This window comes from uncultured Altibacter sp., assembly GCF_963972995.1.
GTDB lineage: Bacteria > Bacteroidota > Bacteroidia > Flavobacteriales > Flavobacteriaceae > Altibacter.
The window spans coordinates 78,612-94,427 of the sequence record NZ_CAXAXI010000008.1; the positions used below are offsets into that span (position 1 = coordinate 78,612).

A 15,816-nucleotide genomic window follows, 5' to 3' on the forward strand; every position below is an offset into this window, starting at 1 on the left:
CACTAATTAGAACGCAATAAAGGTGCCAAAATTATGCAAGATCACTGCTAATGAGTTTGAGAAACTCACTACGTGTTTCTATCTTTTCAAATTGTCCTCGAAAACCCGATGTGGTAGTCACACTGTTTTGCTTTTGTACACCCCGCATCATCATACACATATGCGATGCTTCGATAACCACAGCGACACCTTTGGGTTTTAATGTTGTATTGATACATTCTAAGATATCATGCGTGAGGCGTTCCTGCACTTGGAGTCGGCGTGCGAAAATATCCACGACCCTGGGGATCTTGCTAAGACCCACAATATGGCCGTCGGGTATGTAGGCGATGTGCGCTTTTCCGAAGAAGGGCAACATGTGGTGCTCACATAAGGAATACAATTCTATATCCTTGATGATGACCATATCGTTATAACCTTCAGCAAACATGGCACTGCGCAACACTTCTTCCGGGTCCTGACAATGACCGGATGTAAGGAATTGCATGGCTTTGGCAGCACGTTCCGGTGTTTTTACAATACCCTCCCGCGTAATATCTTCTCCAACACCTTTCAATATTTCTGAAAAGTTATTGCGAAGATCGTCGGTCACTTCATGGTTGTATTCTTCAAAGAATTTGTAGGATCCCATTTATGTTGTCTTTAGTTTTTCTGAATAGAACTTCTTGATCTTATCCACTTTTGGCGATATGATAAACTGGCAATAAGGCTGTTGGGTATTATCATTGTAATAGTTTTGATGATCTTCTTCGGCTTTATAAAACACCCCTAATGGCGTCACCTCTGTGACGATAGGTTGATCGAACACCCTGTTATCTTCTAACAGTTGTATAAAAGCCTCGGCTCGTTCTTTTTGTGTTTCGTTAGCGTAAAAAATCGCGCTGCGGTATTGTGTACCTTTATCGTTTCCCTGTCGGTTCAAGGTCGTAGGATCATGTGTGGCGAAAAAGACCTCCAATAAAGTATCTAAGGAAACTATGGCAGGATCGAAAGAAACCTGAATCGCCTCGGCATGCCCCGTCCTTCCTGTACAAATTTCTCTATAAGCCGGATTTTTGATGGTTCCACCGGTATAGCCGGAAACAACCTGCTCTACGCCTTCAATACGCTGAAAAACGGCTTCGGTACACCAGAAGCACCCTCCCGCTAACACTATTTGTTCTAAGTTTTTATGCATATATTAAACAATATTACAATTTAAAAGTCGTGCTTTTCTTTCTTCGACGGCATTTTAACTTTTTGTTAATACTTCCGGCGCATCTTGTACGTTAGCTTTGCCGACGATCCCTTTGTCATCAATCAAAATCACAAAATGGGCTATACATCCAGAAGCTATTCTATTCTATTACTTTGTATTCTTTTTTTAAGTTTTCTGAAAAGTTTTTCTCAAGAAAAAAAAACCATCGAAGCAGTCCGAATTGAGGAACCACCCCGTATCGACGGAATCTTAGACGATCCCGTTTGGCAATCATTACCCGCTTACGGGAATTTTTTTATGTACGAACCCGGAAATGAAGGTATGATACCTGAAGGGTACGCTTCCGAAGTAAAGATGGCCTACGATGATAAAGCGGTATATGTCGCAGCATATCTCTACGATCCGCAACCCGATCGAATTTTAAGTCAGTTCTCCCAAAGAGACGAGGTTTTTGTTCAAGCCGATTATTTTTCGGTAGCTCTTAATACCTATAACGACGGCATCAATGAAACACGGTTTTACGTGACCAGCGCAGGAACCATTGGAGACGCGATACGAGGGCAAAACAACTTCGATTTCAGTTATAATGTTGTCTTTGAGTGTAAGATCTCGAAGGATGACAAAGGATGGTATGCCGAATTTAAGATACCTTATAACGCACTTCGCTTTCCCGAAGTTGCTGTGCAGGACTGGAGTGTAAACTTCTACAGGCGTCTCGTACGTGAAAACCAAACTCACACATGGAACTTTATCAAGAACAGCGTGGGACAAGAAACGCAATATAATGGATTAGTTACAGGGGTACGAGATATCAACCCGCCTGTGCGGCTTACATTCTTCCCCTTTGCACAAGGAGTGATCACTAATTTTGATGGCGATACAGACGCGAACCTCTCTGCCGGAATGGACGTGAAATACGGGTTAAGTGACAGTTTCACGCTGGATGCTACGCTCATCCCGGATTTTGGTCAGGCATCTTTTGATGAAGTGAGATTGAACCTAGGCCCTTTTGAACAAACCTTTGGAGAGAACCGGCAATTCTTCACCGAAGGAACCGATCTCTTCAATATTGGGCGGATCTTTTTTTCACGGCGTGTGGGTAGTGGCCCTACAGGCGATGTTGGAACGCTTGACGATACAGAGATCGTTGAAAACTATCCCGGCAAAGTAAACTTATTGAATGCCCTAAAGATCTCCGGAAGAACAAAAGATAAGTTGGGTATTGGGTTCTTTAATGCCGTAACAGAAAAAACCTATGCCACCATTCGAGATACGGCGGCAGGCACCACCCGAGATGTGCTGGTAGAGCCGCTTTCCAATTACAACATTGTAGTATTGGACCAACAGTTTAACGGAAATTCTTCGGTTTCACTTATCAATACCAATGTAACTCGCGAAGGACACTTTAGGGACGGCAACACCTCAGCCTTTGTATTTGATGTAGCCGATAAAGACAATAATTTTCGAAGTTCCGGCAGAGCCATCGTTAGCAACGTGAATAATTTTGATGGTACAAAAACGGGATTTCTTTCAGAATTAGACATCTTTAGGATCAAAGGTAAATTTCGATACCGTATAGGGCACGATTTTTCCAACTCCACCTACGATATCAATGATTTGGGATTGAATTTTGAGAATAATTTTAACAACTTCGTAGCGGGTGCTTCGTACCAGATATTCGAACCTACCCAATGGTTCAACAACTATCGTTTTGAACTTACTGCCAGACATCGCAGGCGCTATCGACCGGATGTTGAAATTGGCAACACATTGAATCTTAATACATTCTTCGTCTTAAAAAGCAGGTTCGCTTTTGGAGGAAATATAAGTTATTTTTCGAAAGACGATGACTATTTTGAACCGCGGGTCCCCGGACGTTTTGTTGCATTTGGCGCCAGTCTTGGCGGAAATGTTTTCGTATCTTCAGATTATCGCAAGAAGTTTGCTTACGATATTAATTTCGGATATCGCTCCTATTTCGATACCGAAAGCAGACAAAACACATTTTTCGATATTGAACCCAGATATCGCTTTTCAGATAAATTTTTAATGATCCTCTCTTCTGAATTTTCCTTTCGGGAGAAAGATTTTGGATATGTAGACAATACGGAAACTGAAATTTTCTTCGGGCAACGGGAGCGTGTCAATATTGAGAATAGCATTCAGGCGAGTTATAATTTCGATCCGTATAAAGCAGTCGACCTGCGCTTCCGAAACTTTTGGAGTACCGCAGACTATACCGAAGATGTATTTTTTACACTAAATGAAGATGGCACCCTTACCAATGCGGATTACGACATTTCAGAAAATGACCCTAATGCCAACTTCAACATTTGGAACTTGGATCTCAGTTTTCGCTGGCGTTTTGCACCGGGTAGTGAAGCAACCCTTTTATATCGCAATCAGATTTTTAATTTCGACTCCCAATCAACCCTAGGCTACGGAGAAAGTCTTAGAAACCTTTTTGACCAACCGCAACAAAACACCCTGTCCCTTCGTATTACCTATTTTGTGGACTACAATAATGTGCGAGGATTATTAAATAAGGACTCTTAGTTCCCATTTTATGAAATTGTAGTATTTTCATCACTAACAAAAACCACAATGATCGAAGCTCAAAACATCCACAAATATTATGACGACCTTCACGTATTAAAGGGGGTAGATCTTCATATTTTGAAGGGGGAAATTGTTTCCATTGTAGGCGCTTCGGGAGCAGGAAAAACAACGCTCCTTCAAATTCTGGGAACTTTAGACGGGTATGAAACAGCTCAAGGATCCTTACACATCAACACTACCAACATAGCCACACTTAAAGGGAAACAGTTGGCAAAGTTTAGGAATGAGAATCTGGGATTTATCTTTCAGTTTCATCAATTATTACCCGAATTCACCGCACTCGAAAATGTGTGCATTCCTGCTTTTATAAAAAATACTTCACGGGCACAAGCAGAGATAAAAGCCAAAGAATTACTCCATTTCTTAGGTCTCTCACATCGGGAAAGCCATAAACCCAACGAGCTGTCCGGCGGGGAACAACAACGGGTGGCAGTGGCAAGGGCTTTGGTGAATGATCCCGCCATCATTCTAGCCGACGAGCCCAGCGGAAACTTAGATACCGAGAGCGCAGAGAACCTCCATCAACTCTTTTTTACCCTGCGCGATACATTTGGACAGACCTTTGTGATCGTTACACACAATGAGGAGCTGGCTAATATGGCCGACCGCAAGTTGACCATGCAGGATGGTAAAATCTTAATATAACTCCATGAACCGGAGCGAGCTAAAGGAGTTTCTGGACGAAAAAGCAGCTTTTTACAATAAGCCAAAATTCATCGAAACCGATCCCATCCAAATTCCTCATGGTTTCACAAAAAAAGAGGATATAGAGATCGCTGCCTTCTTAATTGCTACCATTGCATGGGGGAATAGAAAAAGTATCATTACAAATGGTGCGCGACTCATGGATCTCATGGACCATTCCCCGCATGAGTTCGTGTTGCATTTTACTGAAAATGACACCGAACGCTTTGCCGGTTTTGTACATCGTACCTTTAATGAGAAGGATCTTATTTATTTCCTGAAAGCTTTACAGCACATCTACCAAAATCACGGCGGACTCGAGCAGGTATTCGTGAATGCTTCGGAAGGGAAAACCCTGCAAGAAGGCATACATCACGTTCGAAAGATCTTCTTTGCATTGCCGCATCTCCCCAGAACTGAAAAACATTTTAGCGATCCGCTGAAGAATTCTGCTGCCAAACGCATCAATATGTTCTTACGGTGGATGGTGCGAAAGGATGCTGTTGGAGTAGATTTTGGAATATGGAAAGGCCTCTCCCCTGCTCAACTTTCCTGTCCGCTGGACGTGCACAGCGGGAACGTGGCCCGAAAGTTAGAATTGCTCACGCGTAAACAGAATGATGCGAAAGCATTGGTAGAACTGGATACATCCTTACGGCTCATGGATAGCAACGATCCTGTTAAATACGATTTCGCGCTGTTTGGCTTAGGAGTATTTGAGAAATTCTGAAACAAAGCAGATATGAAGGTTTACGCGTTAACTTTTTTGTGTAAAATGTTAACATATCACTTTCGGTTTTACGATATTTGTAGGTCAACTAAACAAAAAAGAACCTTACATTGATTTCACCAACGCTTCCGAAGAATGAACAAGAGCGCCTTCGCGCAGTTAAATCTTATAATTTGTTGGATACGCTTCCGGAGCAGGATTTCGACAATATTACGGCGTTGGTAGCAAGTATCTGTGACGTGCCTATATCGTTGGTTACATTGCTGGACGCCGATCGCAATTTCCTGAAATCGCATTACGGCATTCCTTTTAATGAGTCGCCGCGTGATATTTCTTTTTGCGGACATGCTATTCTGGACGAATCGAACATATTTATTGTAGAAGACGCCAGAAAGGACAAGCGCTTTAAGGACAATCCCTTGGTGACCGAACAAGGGGCCATATTCTATGCCGGCGTTAGACTTATAAATCCGCAGGGCTTTCCACTTGGAACACTTTGCGTTTTCGATGTAAAGCCGCGCACGTTAGACAGTAAGCAAAAAAAGACCCTCCTCGCTTTGGCGCATCAGGTGATGAACTTGTTTGAAGAACGAAAAAAGAACAAACAACTTGAATTGCTTCAAAAAGAGCTTCAGAACAAGAATGAAGAATTGAAAAATTTCGCAGGCGTCATTTCACACGACATGAAAATGCCTTTAGCGAATATGATCTTAACGGCAGATATCCTGAAGGCAAAATATTCAGATCAATTAGATACACAAGCTCAAAAATACATTTCCTACCTCAAGCAATCGTCATTCACACTAAGCGATTATATTTCGGGCTTATTAGCGCACTACGAAAGTGACAAACTCACCTCCGGCTCACATGAGACATTTGACCTCAACCAGCTTTTGGAAGAGATTGTAGACTTATTAAACATTGATATAGATTGTGAGATCAACTTCCCGGAAGATAATCTGGAACTATCCTGCAATCGGGCTGCGCTTGAGCAGATCCTGCTTAATTTAATTGGTAACAGTTTAAAGTATAACGACAAAGAAAAGATCGTTATCGACATGACGTGTACTAAAATAGATGATGTGTACCGTTTTGTGCTGTCTGATAACGGCATGGGAATACCAAAGGAGAAACAAAGTGAGATATTCGATTTGTTTACCACGGTGGGAAATTTAGATCGGAATGGTAAAAAAGGCCACGGGATTGGACTCTCTACCGTCCAAAATTTAGTCAAAGGTATGGGGGGCGAAATTAGTGTTTCCTCTGAATTGGGAAAACGTACCACCTTCGAGTTCACTTTTAAATAAAAGTACAAACGTCATCAACTTTAGTACTTCCTTAACATCCGGGGGCATCGATTCTTACGTATATTTCTAGTACTAACAGTAAACTATGATTTCCCCACAACCCCCTCATAATGAGGCCGAACGTTTGGCTGAGTTATATTCTTATAATTTATTAGATACGCTACCCGATGTAGATTACGACAATATTACCGCTTTGATCGCCTCAATTTGTGATGTGCCCATTTCATTAGTAACCCTAATGGATAGGGATCGTAATTTCTTAAAATCCCATTTTGGATTGGACATTCGTGAATCTCCACGCGATATCTCGTTTTGCGGCCATGCCATTTTAGATGATAAGGAGCTGTTTATTATCGAGGACGCACGGACGGACGAACGATTCCATGACAATCCCATTCTTGATGAATACGGCACCGTTTTCTACGCCGGCGCTCCCCTTCTCAATGAGAATGGTTATGCATTGGGAACACTTTGCATCTATGATGTGAAACCACGGGTCCTTACAGAAAAACAAAAAAAATCACTCGTACTGCTTGCAAAGCAGGTAGTCAATCTTTTTGAGCTCCATAGAAAGAATGAACGTTTGCTTGAATTTCAGGCAGAACAAAAGCGGCGAAATGAGCGCTTGCATTCGTTCGCTCATGTGGTTTCCCACGACCTTAAATCGCCCTTGGCGAATATCACCAGTCTAACGCGATTGCTTCGGGAGGAGAATGCAGGAACTTTGAACGAGACCTCATTAGAATATTTAGCATACATAGAAGAATCTTCGCTTACCCTGAAGGATTACATCAACGGGATCCTAAGATTTTACAGGGATGACAGTCTTTCAGAATCACAAAAAGAAGATGTGAGCTACGTTGAGTTCTTTGAAGCTATTAGAGAAATGCTCATTTTAAAGGACTATGAATTTTGCTATCCCACCAACGGAGTTTTTATAAACATCAACAAGGCAGCGTTGACGCAGGTAGTGCTCAATCTGGTGGATAACGGCCTTAAGTACAATCCAAAAGACGTGTGTACCGTAACAGCTGTGGTGTCAGAAAATGACAGCTATTACACCTTTCAAATTACCGATAACGGAAGAGGGGTTGAACCGGAAAAGCAGGAGGAGATCTTCCAATTGTTCAAAACTGCCGGGATAAAGGACCGAACCGGGAAAGAAGGAACCGGTATTGGGCTTGCTACGGTAAAGAGCCTCGTCACCAAGTTAGGTGGCGACATTCATCTCGAATCGGAGTTAGGCGTTGGAAGTACTTTTACGTTTACCATTAAGAAATAGCTCAAAATCGGATGCATTTTATATCTTTGGCGCCATAGGAAAGCACCGGATTTAAAACTGAAGCGAATTGGCTTGGTTATACTTCTTGCATTGCTTCCGGTTGAGATGAAAAATTGTTCTTAGAATGCAGTTTAAACACCCCGAAATACTTTATGCCCTTTTTTTACTGCTCATTCCAATTATTATTCATCTTTTTCAGCTTCGAAGATTTCAGCGAATAGATTTTACCAACGTGGCTTTTCTTCAAAAGGTCACCATCCAAACCCGAAAAAGTTCACAGCTCAAAAAGTGGATAACGCTACTCATGCGATTGTTGGCATTGGCCTGTATCATCATTGCTTTTGCCCAGCCGTTTACAGCATCACGATCTGCCCTCAATACAAAAAAGGAGACGGTTGTTTATGTAGATAATTCATTCAGTATGCAGGCGAAGGGACCGCAAGGTCCATTATTACAACGCGCCTTGCAAGATGTATTCCAACAGAGCGTAGGAAGTGAACAAATTAGCTGGTTCACGAATGATCTGGCCCGAAGAAATGCCTCTGTACAAGATTTTAAGAATGAATTATTAAGTGTGGGCTATACCGAAAAACAACTCACTCCTGCTGAAGTTCTTCTAAAAGCGCAGCAATTATTCTCAAACGAACCTGATGCAACACAACAGCTTATTTACATTTCCGATTTTCAGCGACAAGAAGAATTTCCCGAGATCCCAAAAGGCATAAGTATCGACGCCGTACCGCTTCGACCTGTCTCTACAAATCACATAGGCATTGACACCGCCTACATCGCTTCAAAGTCGGTGAATACGATACAATTAAAGGTGGTCGTTTCTGCTTCGGAAACCCGCGCACAGCCTGTTTCTGTCTCACTTTACAAATCGACCAATCTCATTGCGAAATCTGCAGTAGATCTTTCTGAAAAAACGTCAGAAACCATTACATTCGATGTAGAGAATACGGGTGCAATTGTGGGATATGTAACCTTAAACGACCCAAATATAGTGTACGATAACACCCTGTTTTTTAGTAGTAATGCTCCTGAAAGGATCAAGGTGCTAAGTATAAATGAAGCCAATGCCAACTTCTTGCAACGCTTGTTCGATCAACCTGAATTTGAATATACGCAACAGGCACATGATGCGGTGAACTACAATACGATACCGGACCAACATTTTATCATCCTGAACGAAGTAGGCAATTTGCCTTCTTCCCTTGTTACTGCCCTGCGCTCGTTTGTTACGAATGGAGGTAGTCTTTTGATTATACCCTCTACAACAGCCGATCTAAGTTCCTACAACGCTGCATTAGGTCTTTTTAATTTGGGAAGTTTTTCGGCAGGTGTAAATCAAGAACGGAAGATCACACAAATAGCTTTTGATCATCCGCTCTATGAAAATGTTTTTGAAAAGCGGGTCGTAAATTTTCAATACCCTAAGGTAAATGCATACTACCCACTCACTTCCAATGCTACCTCGGCCCTATCTTTTGAAGACGGCAAACCATTTTTAATAGAACAAACCGGAAGTTATCTTTTTACGACGGCAATTAATTCTGAAAATTCAAATTTTCAAAATTCACCGCTAATCGTCCCTACACTATACAATATGGCCCAACGAAGTTTACCGTTGCCAAAGTTGTACTATGAAGTCGGCAAGCTGAATCAATTTTCGGTGCCGGTAACATTGCTTCAAAATGAGATCGTAAAAATAAGGGATAGTAGCCTTCAGTTCATTCCCCTTCAGCAAACCAAAGCAAATAAAGTAGATATCACAACGCAAGACGAACCTTCATTGGCAGGAACGTATCAAATTGAAAAGGGTTCACAATTTATTCAATATCTCAGTTTCAATTACGATAGAGATGAAAGTGCCTTACAGTATGCTAATCCGAAGGATTGGCAAGGTGTCGAAGTTCATAAATCGGTTGAATCACTATTCGAAACCATACGTCAAGCAAATTCTATTAACAGTTTTTGGAAATGGTTTGTTATTTTTGCCTTATTATTTCTCGTCATGGAAATGCTTATCTTAAAATTCTATAAATGAACGTACTACTAAAATCGGCCGTAATTGTTGACCCTACCAGTAAACATCATTTAAAAAAGAGGGATGTACTCATCGAGAACGGCAAGATCTCTAAAATAAGTACTTCTATAAGCATTACGAAGAAGGTCAAAGAAATTGAACTCCCTAACTTACATATTTCCCAGGGATGGTTCGATCCCGGCGTCTCTTTTGGGGAACCCGGTTTTGAAGAACGAGAAACCTTGACGCAAGGTCTAAAGACCGCTGCCCATAGTGGATTCACACAAGTCGCCGTCAATGCCAATACCTACCCGGTAACCGATAGTAAATCGAACATAAAGTTCCTGCGCTCCAAAGCAGAAGGACAACCTGTATCCCTGTATCCCATCGGAGCGTTAACATTAGGAAGCAAAGGAGTGGATCTGGCAGAATTATACGACATGAGTAATGAAGGAGCAGTATCCTTCTACGATTACAAGAAGTCTATTGAAAATGCGAATCTGATAAAGATTGCCCTGCAATATTCTCAAAATTTCGATGCGCTTGTACAATCATTCCCTTTCGATCCGTCCGTGGCGCGAAACGGGATGGTGAACGAGGAAGTGAACAGCACCAAACTCGGTCTCAAGGGTATACCGGCGCTCGCTGAGGAATTGCAGATCTCACGAGACCTGTATCTTTTGGAATATACAGGCGGCAAACTTCACATTCCTACTATTTCTACCCAAAAGTCGGTTCGTCTCATAAAAGAAGCTAAAAAGAATGGTTTACAAGTAAGTTGCAGTGTAGCCATTGCCAATCTTTGTCTAACCGATGACCTGCTGGAGAGCTTCGACACCCGTTACAAGCTCATGCCCCCGCTGCGGACATTGGCCGATGTAAAAGCCTTACAGAAGGGATTAAAAGAGGGTGTGATCGACGGTGTGACCAGCGATCATGATCCTATCGATATAGAGCATAAAAAAACAGAGTTCGACCACGCCAAGTTTGGAAGCATTGGCTTGGAGAGTTGTTTTGGGGCATTGCGAAGTATTGTAGATACCGAAACTGCTATCGAAGCGCTCACCCGATTGAAATTAGTTTTTAAAGTTCCGGTCAACACCATTACTGAAGGCGCTGTCGCCACACTTACCTTGTTCGATCCCGACATTTCTTGGACCTTTTCAGAAAAAGATATTGTTTCCACCTCAAAGAATTCAGCATTCTTAGGGAAGGAACTTAAGGGCAAAGCCTACGGAATCTACAACAATAGAAAATTAGTACTCAACAGTTAAATAGATGAGCACTCCTCCCGGTAAGAACAAAGCAATTATCGCATATATCACGTTTATAGGTATGCTCATTGCGATTTCCATGAATCGAGATGAAAAACATGAATTCGCTACCTGGCATATAAAAAATATGTTTGGATTGGTCATTCTGTTGTTTGTGGCTGTAGCCTTACAAAACTATCCCATTGGGGTATATGTGTATTGGCTGAGTGTCGCGCTATGGTTATTTTGCTTTATCATGGCGCTGACTAACAGAAAGATAGGGATTCCTTGGTTAAGCGAGAAATTTCAGTCGTGGTTTACGTTTTTAGATTAGTTGTTCTATCTTTAAGGAATCTAACTATTAACGAATCGAATTAAACGTATGACAAACACATCAGCAGACAACGGAAAAACTGTAGCCATTTTGGCGTACATTACAATTATTGGATGGATCATCGCACTTGTGATGCACAACGATAAGAAAACCGACTTTGGAGCCTTTCACATTAGGCAGGCATTAGGTATTATGGTGGTAGCTGTGGTATTAAGCATTATCATTTCGGTGGTAGGAATTCCTATTCTGGGTTGGATCCTGCAATTGGCGATCTTGGTATTCTGGATCCTTGGTTTTATAGGTGCCATTCAAGGGGAAAAGAAATTAGTACCCCTCTTAGGTGAACAATTTCAAGACTGGTTTAAAGGAATTGGATAAAATTTTATAAAAATTTTAATGCGGAAGATGTCACCTAGCTAGTGGCATCTTTTTATTTTTGAATCATGACAAAGAAAGAACTACCCTTACAACACAATTATAGAGGCCCAAAAGAAAGTAGTGACATGGCACCGGCCGTCATTTTGTTGCACGGCTTCGGAAGCGATGAAAACGATCTTTTTTCCTTTGCATCCGAATTGCCGGACACACATCATATTATTTCACTCAAGGCGCCTATACCCATGCAGCCGTACGGAAACGCTTGGTACAATATCTATTTCGACAATTCAGACGGAAAGTTTAGCGACACCGAACAAGCCATTGCGTCAAGAGACCTTATTTCAAATTGTATCGATGCGGTGGTAGAGGTCTACAATGCAAATCCAAACGAAATTACATTGCTAGGTTTTAGTCAAGGTACCATCTTGAGCTTTGCCGTGGCCTTGAGCTACCCCGAAAAGGTGAAGAATGTAATTGGTCTAAGCGGCTATATAAATGAAGATATTCTAAAAGAGGACTATAGCGAAAATGATTTCTCCTCGCTAAGTGTCTATACATCCCATGGAAGTGTGGACCAAGTGATACCGGTTGAGTGGGCCCGAAAGACCCAACCTTTTCTAAAGGCGCTTCAAATTCCATGTGAGTATTCCGAGTTTCCGGTAGGACATGGGGTGGCACCTCAGAATTTCTATGAGCTGAAGGAATGGCTTTTAAAACATTAAGATTTGGGATACAGTAAAGACGCCAACGTGTTAAATTCCAACTGCTGTTGGGTATTGAGTGTATATTCTAGGATCATTTCACCCCAATACGTTCCGTCAGTGAAATCAGCCAAAACCCATCGATGGTTCAAGAAACGAACCTTATTAACGCGCATGGGGCCGGTCATACCCTCAAAAGGCACCAACGGATTTCCTTCTGTAACAAAGTTGTTCTCGTAGATCACATCACTAACCAAGGCTTCTACCGCAGCGGCTTCATAGCCTGAAGATTCTAGGTATACCATGGCATTTTCGTTGCCTTGTAGCGTAAAATAATCCAGATCTACGACCCTTTGATTGAGAGAATCGATAACAGCATCGTTCGCTGCAACCTTCTCGGTAAGTGCCGTGATCTTCTTTTCCTGAGCCTCAAAAATGGTCTTTTCGTTCATGTATTGAAAAATGATGAACAGGATCGCAAAGAAGAACAAGTACATAAAAATGCTTTTTCTCATAACTATAAAGTGATTTTAAGGGTGTCAAAGGCTAGAAACACATTGGGTGGTAATTGTTTTGAAACTTCTTCGTGAAAGCCCAGCAGATGACTTATATGTGTTAGATATGCTTTTTTAGGCTGTACTTCTTCAATGAATTCTAAGGCTTCTGAAAGATTAAAATGCGACGGGTGTGCCTGCTCCCTAAGAGCATTGATCACGAGAACTTCGGTATTCCTAATTTTATCTATTTCTGAAGCAGCCATCGTCTTTACATCGGTAAGATAGGTAAAACCATCAATTTTAAACCCTAAAACAGATAATGTATGATGAAAGGCCTCTACGGGTATCACACGCTTTCCGTACAGCTCGAAGGGGGTATCTTTATCTACGGCAATTTCAGTGATGGTCGGTGCTCCCGGATATTTATTTTCTATTTCAAAAATGTATGCAAAGCGTTCATGGAGCTGTTGAAACACTCTTGGATGTGCGTAGAACGGAATATCTCCTTGCCTAAAATAAAACGGTCTAATATCATCAATTCCGGCAGTATGATCGCTGTGCTCGTGGGTTAAAAGAACACCATCCAAATGCGAAATGCCTTCTCGCAGCATTTGTTGTCTAAAATCGGGGCCGATGTCGATCACGTAGGTGTAGTCCCCCCACTGTAAGAGGACCGAAACGCGTAGTCTTTGGTCTTTTGGATCGGTACTTTTACACACCGGATGATCACTGCCAATAACGGGGATTCCTTGAGAGGTTCCGGTGCCTAAAAATGTAATCGTTAAGGGCTGTTTCATTAGCACAAAAATAACAGTATTTTTTTTGTTTACCTATGGTATTTGTTACCTTTGTAGGAACGATGTCTTAATAGGAAATTGCTATGCCCGAACATATTTTAGGTGATAAGGAATTTGAGAATATTCCCTCCATTAGAAGTAAGGCCCTCCGTATAAATCTCAACGAGAATATCTATGGAACTTTTGCAGAGATTGGTGCCGGGCAGGAGACCGTACGCAATTTCTTTAGGGCAGGTGGCGCCTCAGGAACTATCGCAAAGACGATGTCTGCATACGATAAGGATTTCAGTGATGCGATCTACGGCATAGAAGAAGATGGCCGGTACGTTACCGAATCGCGATTAAAGAAAATGCTTTCCCATGAAATGAACCTCATTGAGGAACGCATTATAAGGGAGAAACATCCGAATAAACTTTTCTTCGCCTATGCTAATACGGTGGCAACCATCGATTTTGCTAAGAAATATAAGGGCCACGGCTGGGTAGGTATACGATATCAAGTAGACCCAAAGGAAGATTATAATGAGATCACATTGCACATTCGATTCCATGAGAACGATGCGATGCTGCAACAAATCACACTTGGGATCTTAGGCGTAAATTTAATTTATGGCGCCTATTACAAGTATGACACGCCAAAAAAGCTCCTCCGCTATCTGTACGATCACATAGACAAGGATAAGATCGAGATCGATACGATAAATTTCTCCGGTCCTAAATTTGAAAAGGTGGACAACCGACTTATGAGTTTACAGCTTATTAAGAACGGAATGACCGATGCGATCATGTTTGGTCCCGACGGAAACAATATCCTGCCGGCCCGAATCCTATACAAAAAGAACATTCTAGCGCTTCGCGGAAGTTTTAGGCCGGTAACTAAAGTGAACATAGACATGTACGAGAAATCGTGTGAGATGTTCTTAAAGGAAAACAAGGTCGAAAAAGAACGTACTGAGGTCATTTTTGAGATCACGCTGTCCAACCTTCGAGCCGAAGGTGAGATCGATGAAGAAGACTTTATGGATCGTGCCAAGCTCTTGTGTTCGTTAGGCCATACGGTAATGATCTCAAATTTTCAAGAATACTACAAGCTCGTTGAATATTTTAGCCGCTATACCAAAATGAGAGTTGGTTTGGCCATGGGTGTCAATAATCTTGTCGACATTTTTGATGAAAAGTATTACCGACATTTAAGTGGCGGTATCCTGGAGGCCTTCGGAAAACTATTCTTTAAGGATCTAAAGGTATATTTGTACCCAATGCGCGATCCTGAAACCGGCGAATACACCAATAGTGAGAACCTGAAAGTGCATCCCCGAATGAAGGAACTGTACAAATTCTTCAAATACAATGGAAAAGTAGTGGATATCACCGATTTCAATCCGGATATCCTTGATATCTTCTCAAGAGAGGTACTCTCCATGATCGAAAACGGAGAAGACGGCTGGGAAGAAATGCTTCCGAAGGGTGTTTCAGAAATTATTAAGGAGAAATGCCTCTTTAGTTGTGCCGCGTTACCTGCAAAAGAAGCTACGAATTGAGTATTTGTGCAGCGTGTTCCTTGCTTTTCACTTTGTCTATAACGCGTGACACCACTCCTTTTTCGTCTAGTATAAACGTAATACGGTGAATCCCGTCAAAGGTGCGTCCCATAAACTTTTTTGGTCCCCAAACACCGAAAGCATTAATAACTTCTTTTTCGGTATCTGCGAGAAGCGGATAAGGAAAATTGTATTTTTCTTTAAAGTTCTTTTGTTTGCGCTGGGTGTCTTTACTTACGCCTAATATCTCGTATCCCGCTTTTTGTAAATCCTTGTAATGATCACTTAAATTGCATGCCTCCACCGTACAGGTAGGAGTATTGGCTGCCGGATAAAAGAAAACGACGAGCTTCTTACCTTTATAATCGGATAGTTTGATAGTATTTCCGTCTTGATCTACTGCGGAGAAATTTGGCACTGTATCGCCTGCTTGTAATGTATTCATTTCGCTATTTTTGTATAAAAGTAG

Annotated in this window: 16 protein-coding genes; 11 read left to right on the forward strand and 5 right to left on the reverse strand. The window is 41.8% G+C overall.

From position 1 onward, the window contains the following. Nucleotides 1-31 precede the first annotated feature (31 nt). Complete coding sequence (gene folE, locus AACZ11_RS05170) at nucleotides 32-631, reverse strand: GTP cyclohydrolase I FolE (RefSeq protein ID WP_034258465.1); 600 nt, start codon at nucleotides 629-631, stop codon at nucleotides 32-34. After that, entirely contained in the window at nucleotides 632-1,177 is a 546-nt protein-coding gene (gene msrA, locus AACZ11_RS05175; RefSeq protein WP_290627238.1) for a peptide-methionine (S)-S-oxide reductase MsrA, read from the reverse strand. 135 nt (nucleotides 1,178-1,312) lie between these two features. On the opposite strand from msrA, the gene AACZ11_RS05180 reads away from it, so the two are divergent. From AACZ11_RS05180 to AACZ11_RS05225, 10 genes are all read left to right on the forward strand, one after another. Continuing rightward, nucleotides 1,313-3,754, forward strand: a complete 2,442-nt coding sequence (locus tag AACZ11_RS05180) for a DUF5916 domain-containing protein (RefSeq protein WP_290627236.1) — start codon at nucleotides 1,313-1,315, stop codon at nucleotides 3,752-3,754. A gap of 48 nt (nucleotides 3,755-3,802) precedes the next feature. Beyond that, nucleotides 3,803-4,462: an ABC transporter ATP-binding protein gene (locus AACZ11_RS05185; protein WP_290627234.1), complete on the forward strand. Its 660-nt coding sequence runs from the start codon at nucleotides 3,803-3,805 to the stop codon at nucleotides 4,460-4,462. Nucleotides 4,463-4,466: 4 nt separating this feature from the next. After that, nucleotides 4,467-5,231, forward strand: a complete 765-nt coding sequence (locus AACZ11_RS05190) for a TIGR02757 family protein (RefSeq protein WP_290627231.1) — start codon at nucleotides 4,467-4,469, stop codon at nucleotides 5,229-5,231. Nucleotides 5,232-5,341: 110 nt separating this feature from the next. Continuing rightward, the gene (locus AACZ11_RS05195) at nucleotides 5,342-6,538 is read left to right on the forward strand and encodes a GAF domain-containing sensor histidine kinase (protein WP_290627229.1); all 1,197 of its coding nucleotides are present in this window, start codon (nucleotides 5,342-5,344) and stop codon (nucleotides 6,536-6,538) included. Between the two features lie 85 nt (nucleotides 6,539-6,623). Further along, entirely contained in the window at nucleotides 6,624-7,820 is a 1,197-nt protein-coding gene (locus AACZ11_RS05200; RefSeq protein WP_290627227.1) for a GAF domain-containing sensor histidine kinase, read from the forward strand. Nucleotides 7,821-7,944: 124 nt separating this feature from the next. Further along, nucleotides 7,945-9,867: a BatA domain-containing protein gene (locus AACZ11_RS05205; protein WP_339831680.1), complete on the forward strand. Its 1,923-nt coding sequence runs from the start codon at nucleotides 7,945-7,947 to the stop codon at nucleotides 9,865-9,867. Beyond that, nucleotides 9,864-11,120, forward strand: coding sequence for a dihydroorotase (locus AACZ11_RS05210; protein WP_339831682.1), 1,257 nt, complete (start codon nucleotides 9,864-9,866; stop codon nucleotides 11,118-11,120). Before AACZ11_RS05205 ends, AACZ11_RS05210 begins: the two co-directional genes overlap by 4 nt. A gap of 4 nt (nucleotides 11,121-11,124) precedes the next feature. Continuing rightward, nucleotides 11,125-11,433 carry a hypothetical protein gene (locus AACZ11_RS05215; protein ID WP_339831684.1) on the forward strand — a complete coding sequence of 103 codons (309 nt, stop codon included), beginning with the start codon at nucleotides 11,125-11,127 and terminating at the stop codon, nucleotides 11,431-11,433. A 48-nt stretch (nucleotides 11,434-11,481) separates the two neighbouring features. Beyond that, nucleotides 11,482-11,811, forward strand: coding sequence for a hypothetical protein (locus AACZ11_RS05220; protein ID WP_339831686.1), 330 nt, complete (start codon nucleotides 11,482-11,484; stop codon nucleotides 11,809-11,811). Between the two features lie 65 nt (nucleotides 11,812-11,876). Next, nucleotides 11,877-12,533: an alpha/beta fold hydrolase gene (locus AACZ11_RS05225; RefSeq protein WP_339831688.1), complete on the forward strand. Its 657-nt coding sequence runs from the start codon at nucleotides 11,877-11,879 to the stop codon at nucleotides 12,531-12,533. Here the strand turns inward: AACZ11_RS05225 and AACZ11_RS05230 are convergent. Both AACZ11_RS05230 and AACZ11_RS05235 read right to left on the reverse strand, forming a co-directional pair. After that, complete coding sequence (locus AACZ11_RS05230) at nucleotides 12,530-13,027, reverse strand: hydrolase (RefSeq protein WP_339831691.1); 498 nt, start codon at nucleotides 13,025-13,027, stop codon at nucleotides 12,530-12,532. The two genes, AACZ11_RS05225 and AACZ11_RS05230, sit on opposite strands and share 4 nt — an antisense overlap. A 2-nt stretch (nucleotides 13,028-13,029) precedes the next feature. Next, nucleotides 13,030-13,806 carry an MBL fold metallo-hydrolase gene (locus AACZ11_RS05235; protein ID WP_339831693.1) on the reverse strand — a complete coding sequence of 259 codons (777 nt, stop codon included), beginning with the start codon at nucleotides 13,804-13,806 and terminating at the stop codon, nucleotides 13,030-13,032. Between the two features lie 83 nt (nucleotides 13,807-13,889). Here AACZ11_RS05235 and AACZ11_RS05240 point away from each other — a divergent pair, with 83 nt between their 5' ends. Beyond that, entirely contained in the window at nucleotides 13,890-15,347 is a 1,458-nt protein-coding gene (locus AACZ11_RS05240; RefSeq protein ID WP_339831696.1) for a TonB-dependent receptor, read from the forward strand. Here the strand turns inward: AACZ11_RS05240 and bcp are convergent. Beyond that, nucleotides 15,337-15,792 (reverse strand): thioredoxin-dependent thiol peroxidase, encoded by a 456-nt coding sequence (gene bcp, locus AACZ11_RS05245; protein ID WP_339831698.1) that lies wholly within the window; start codon nucleotides 15,790-15,792, stop codon nucleotides 15,337-15,339. The two genes, AACZ11_RS05240 and bcp, sit on opposite strands and share 11 nt — an antisense overlap. Between the last annotated feature and the right edge of the window lie 24 nt (nucleotides 15,793-15,816).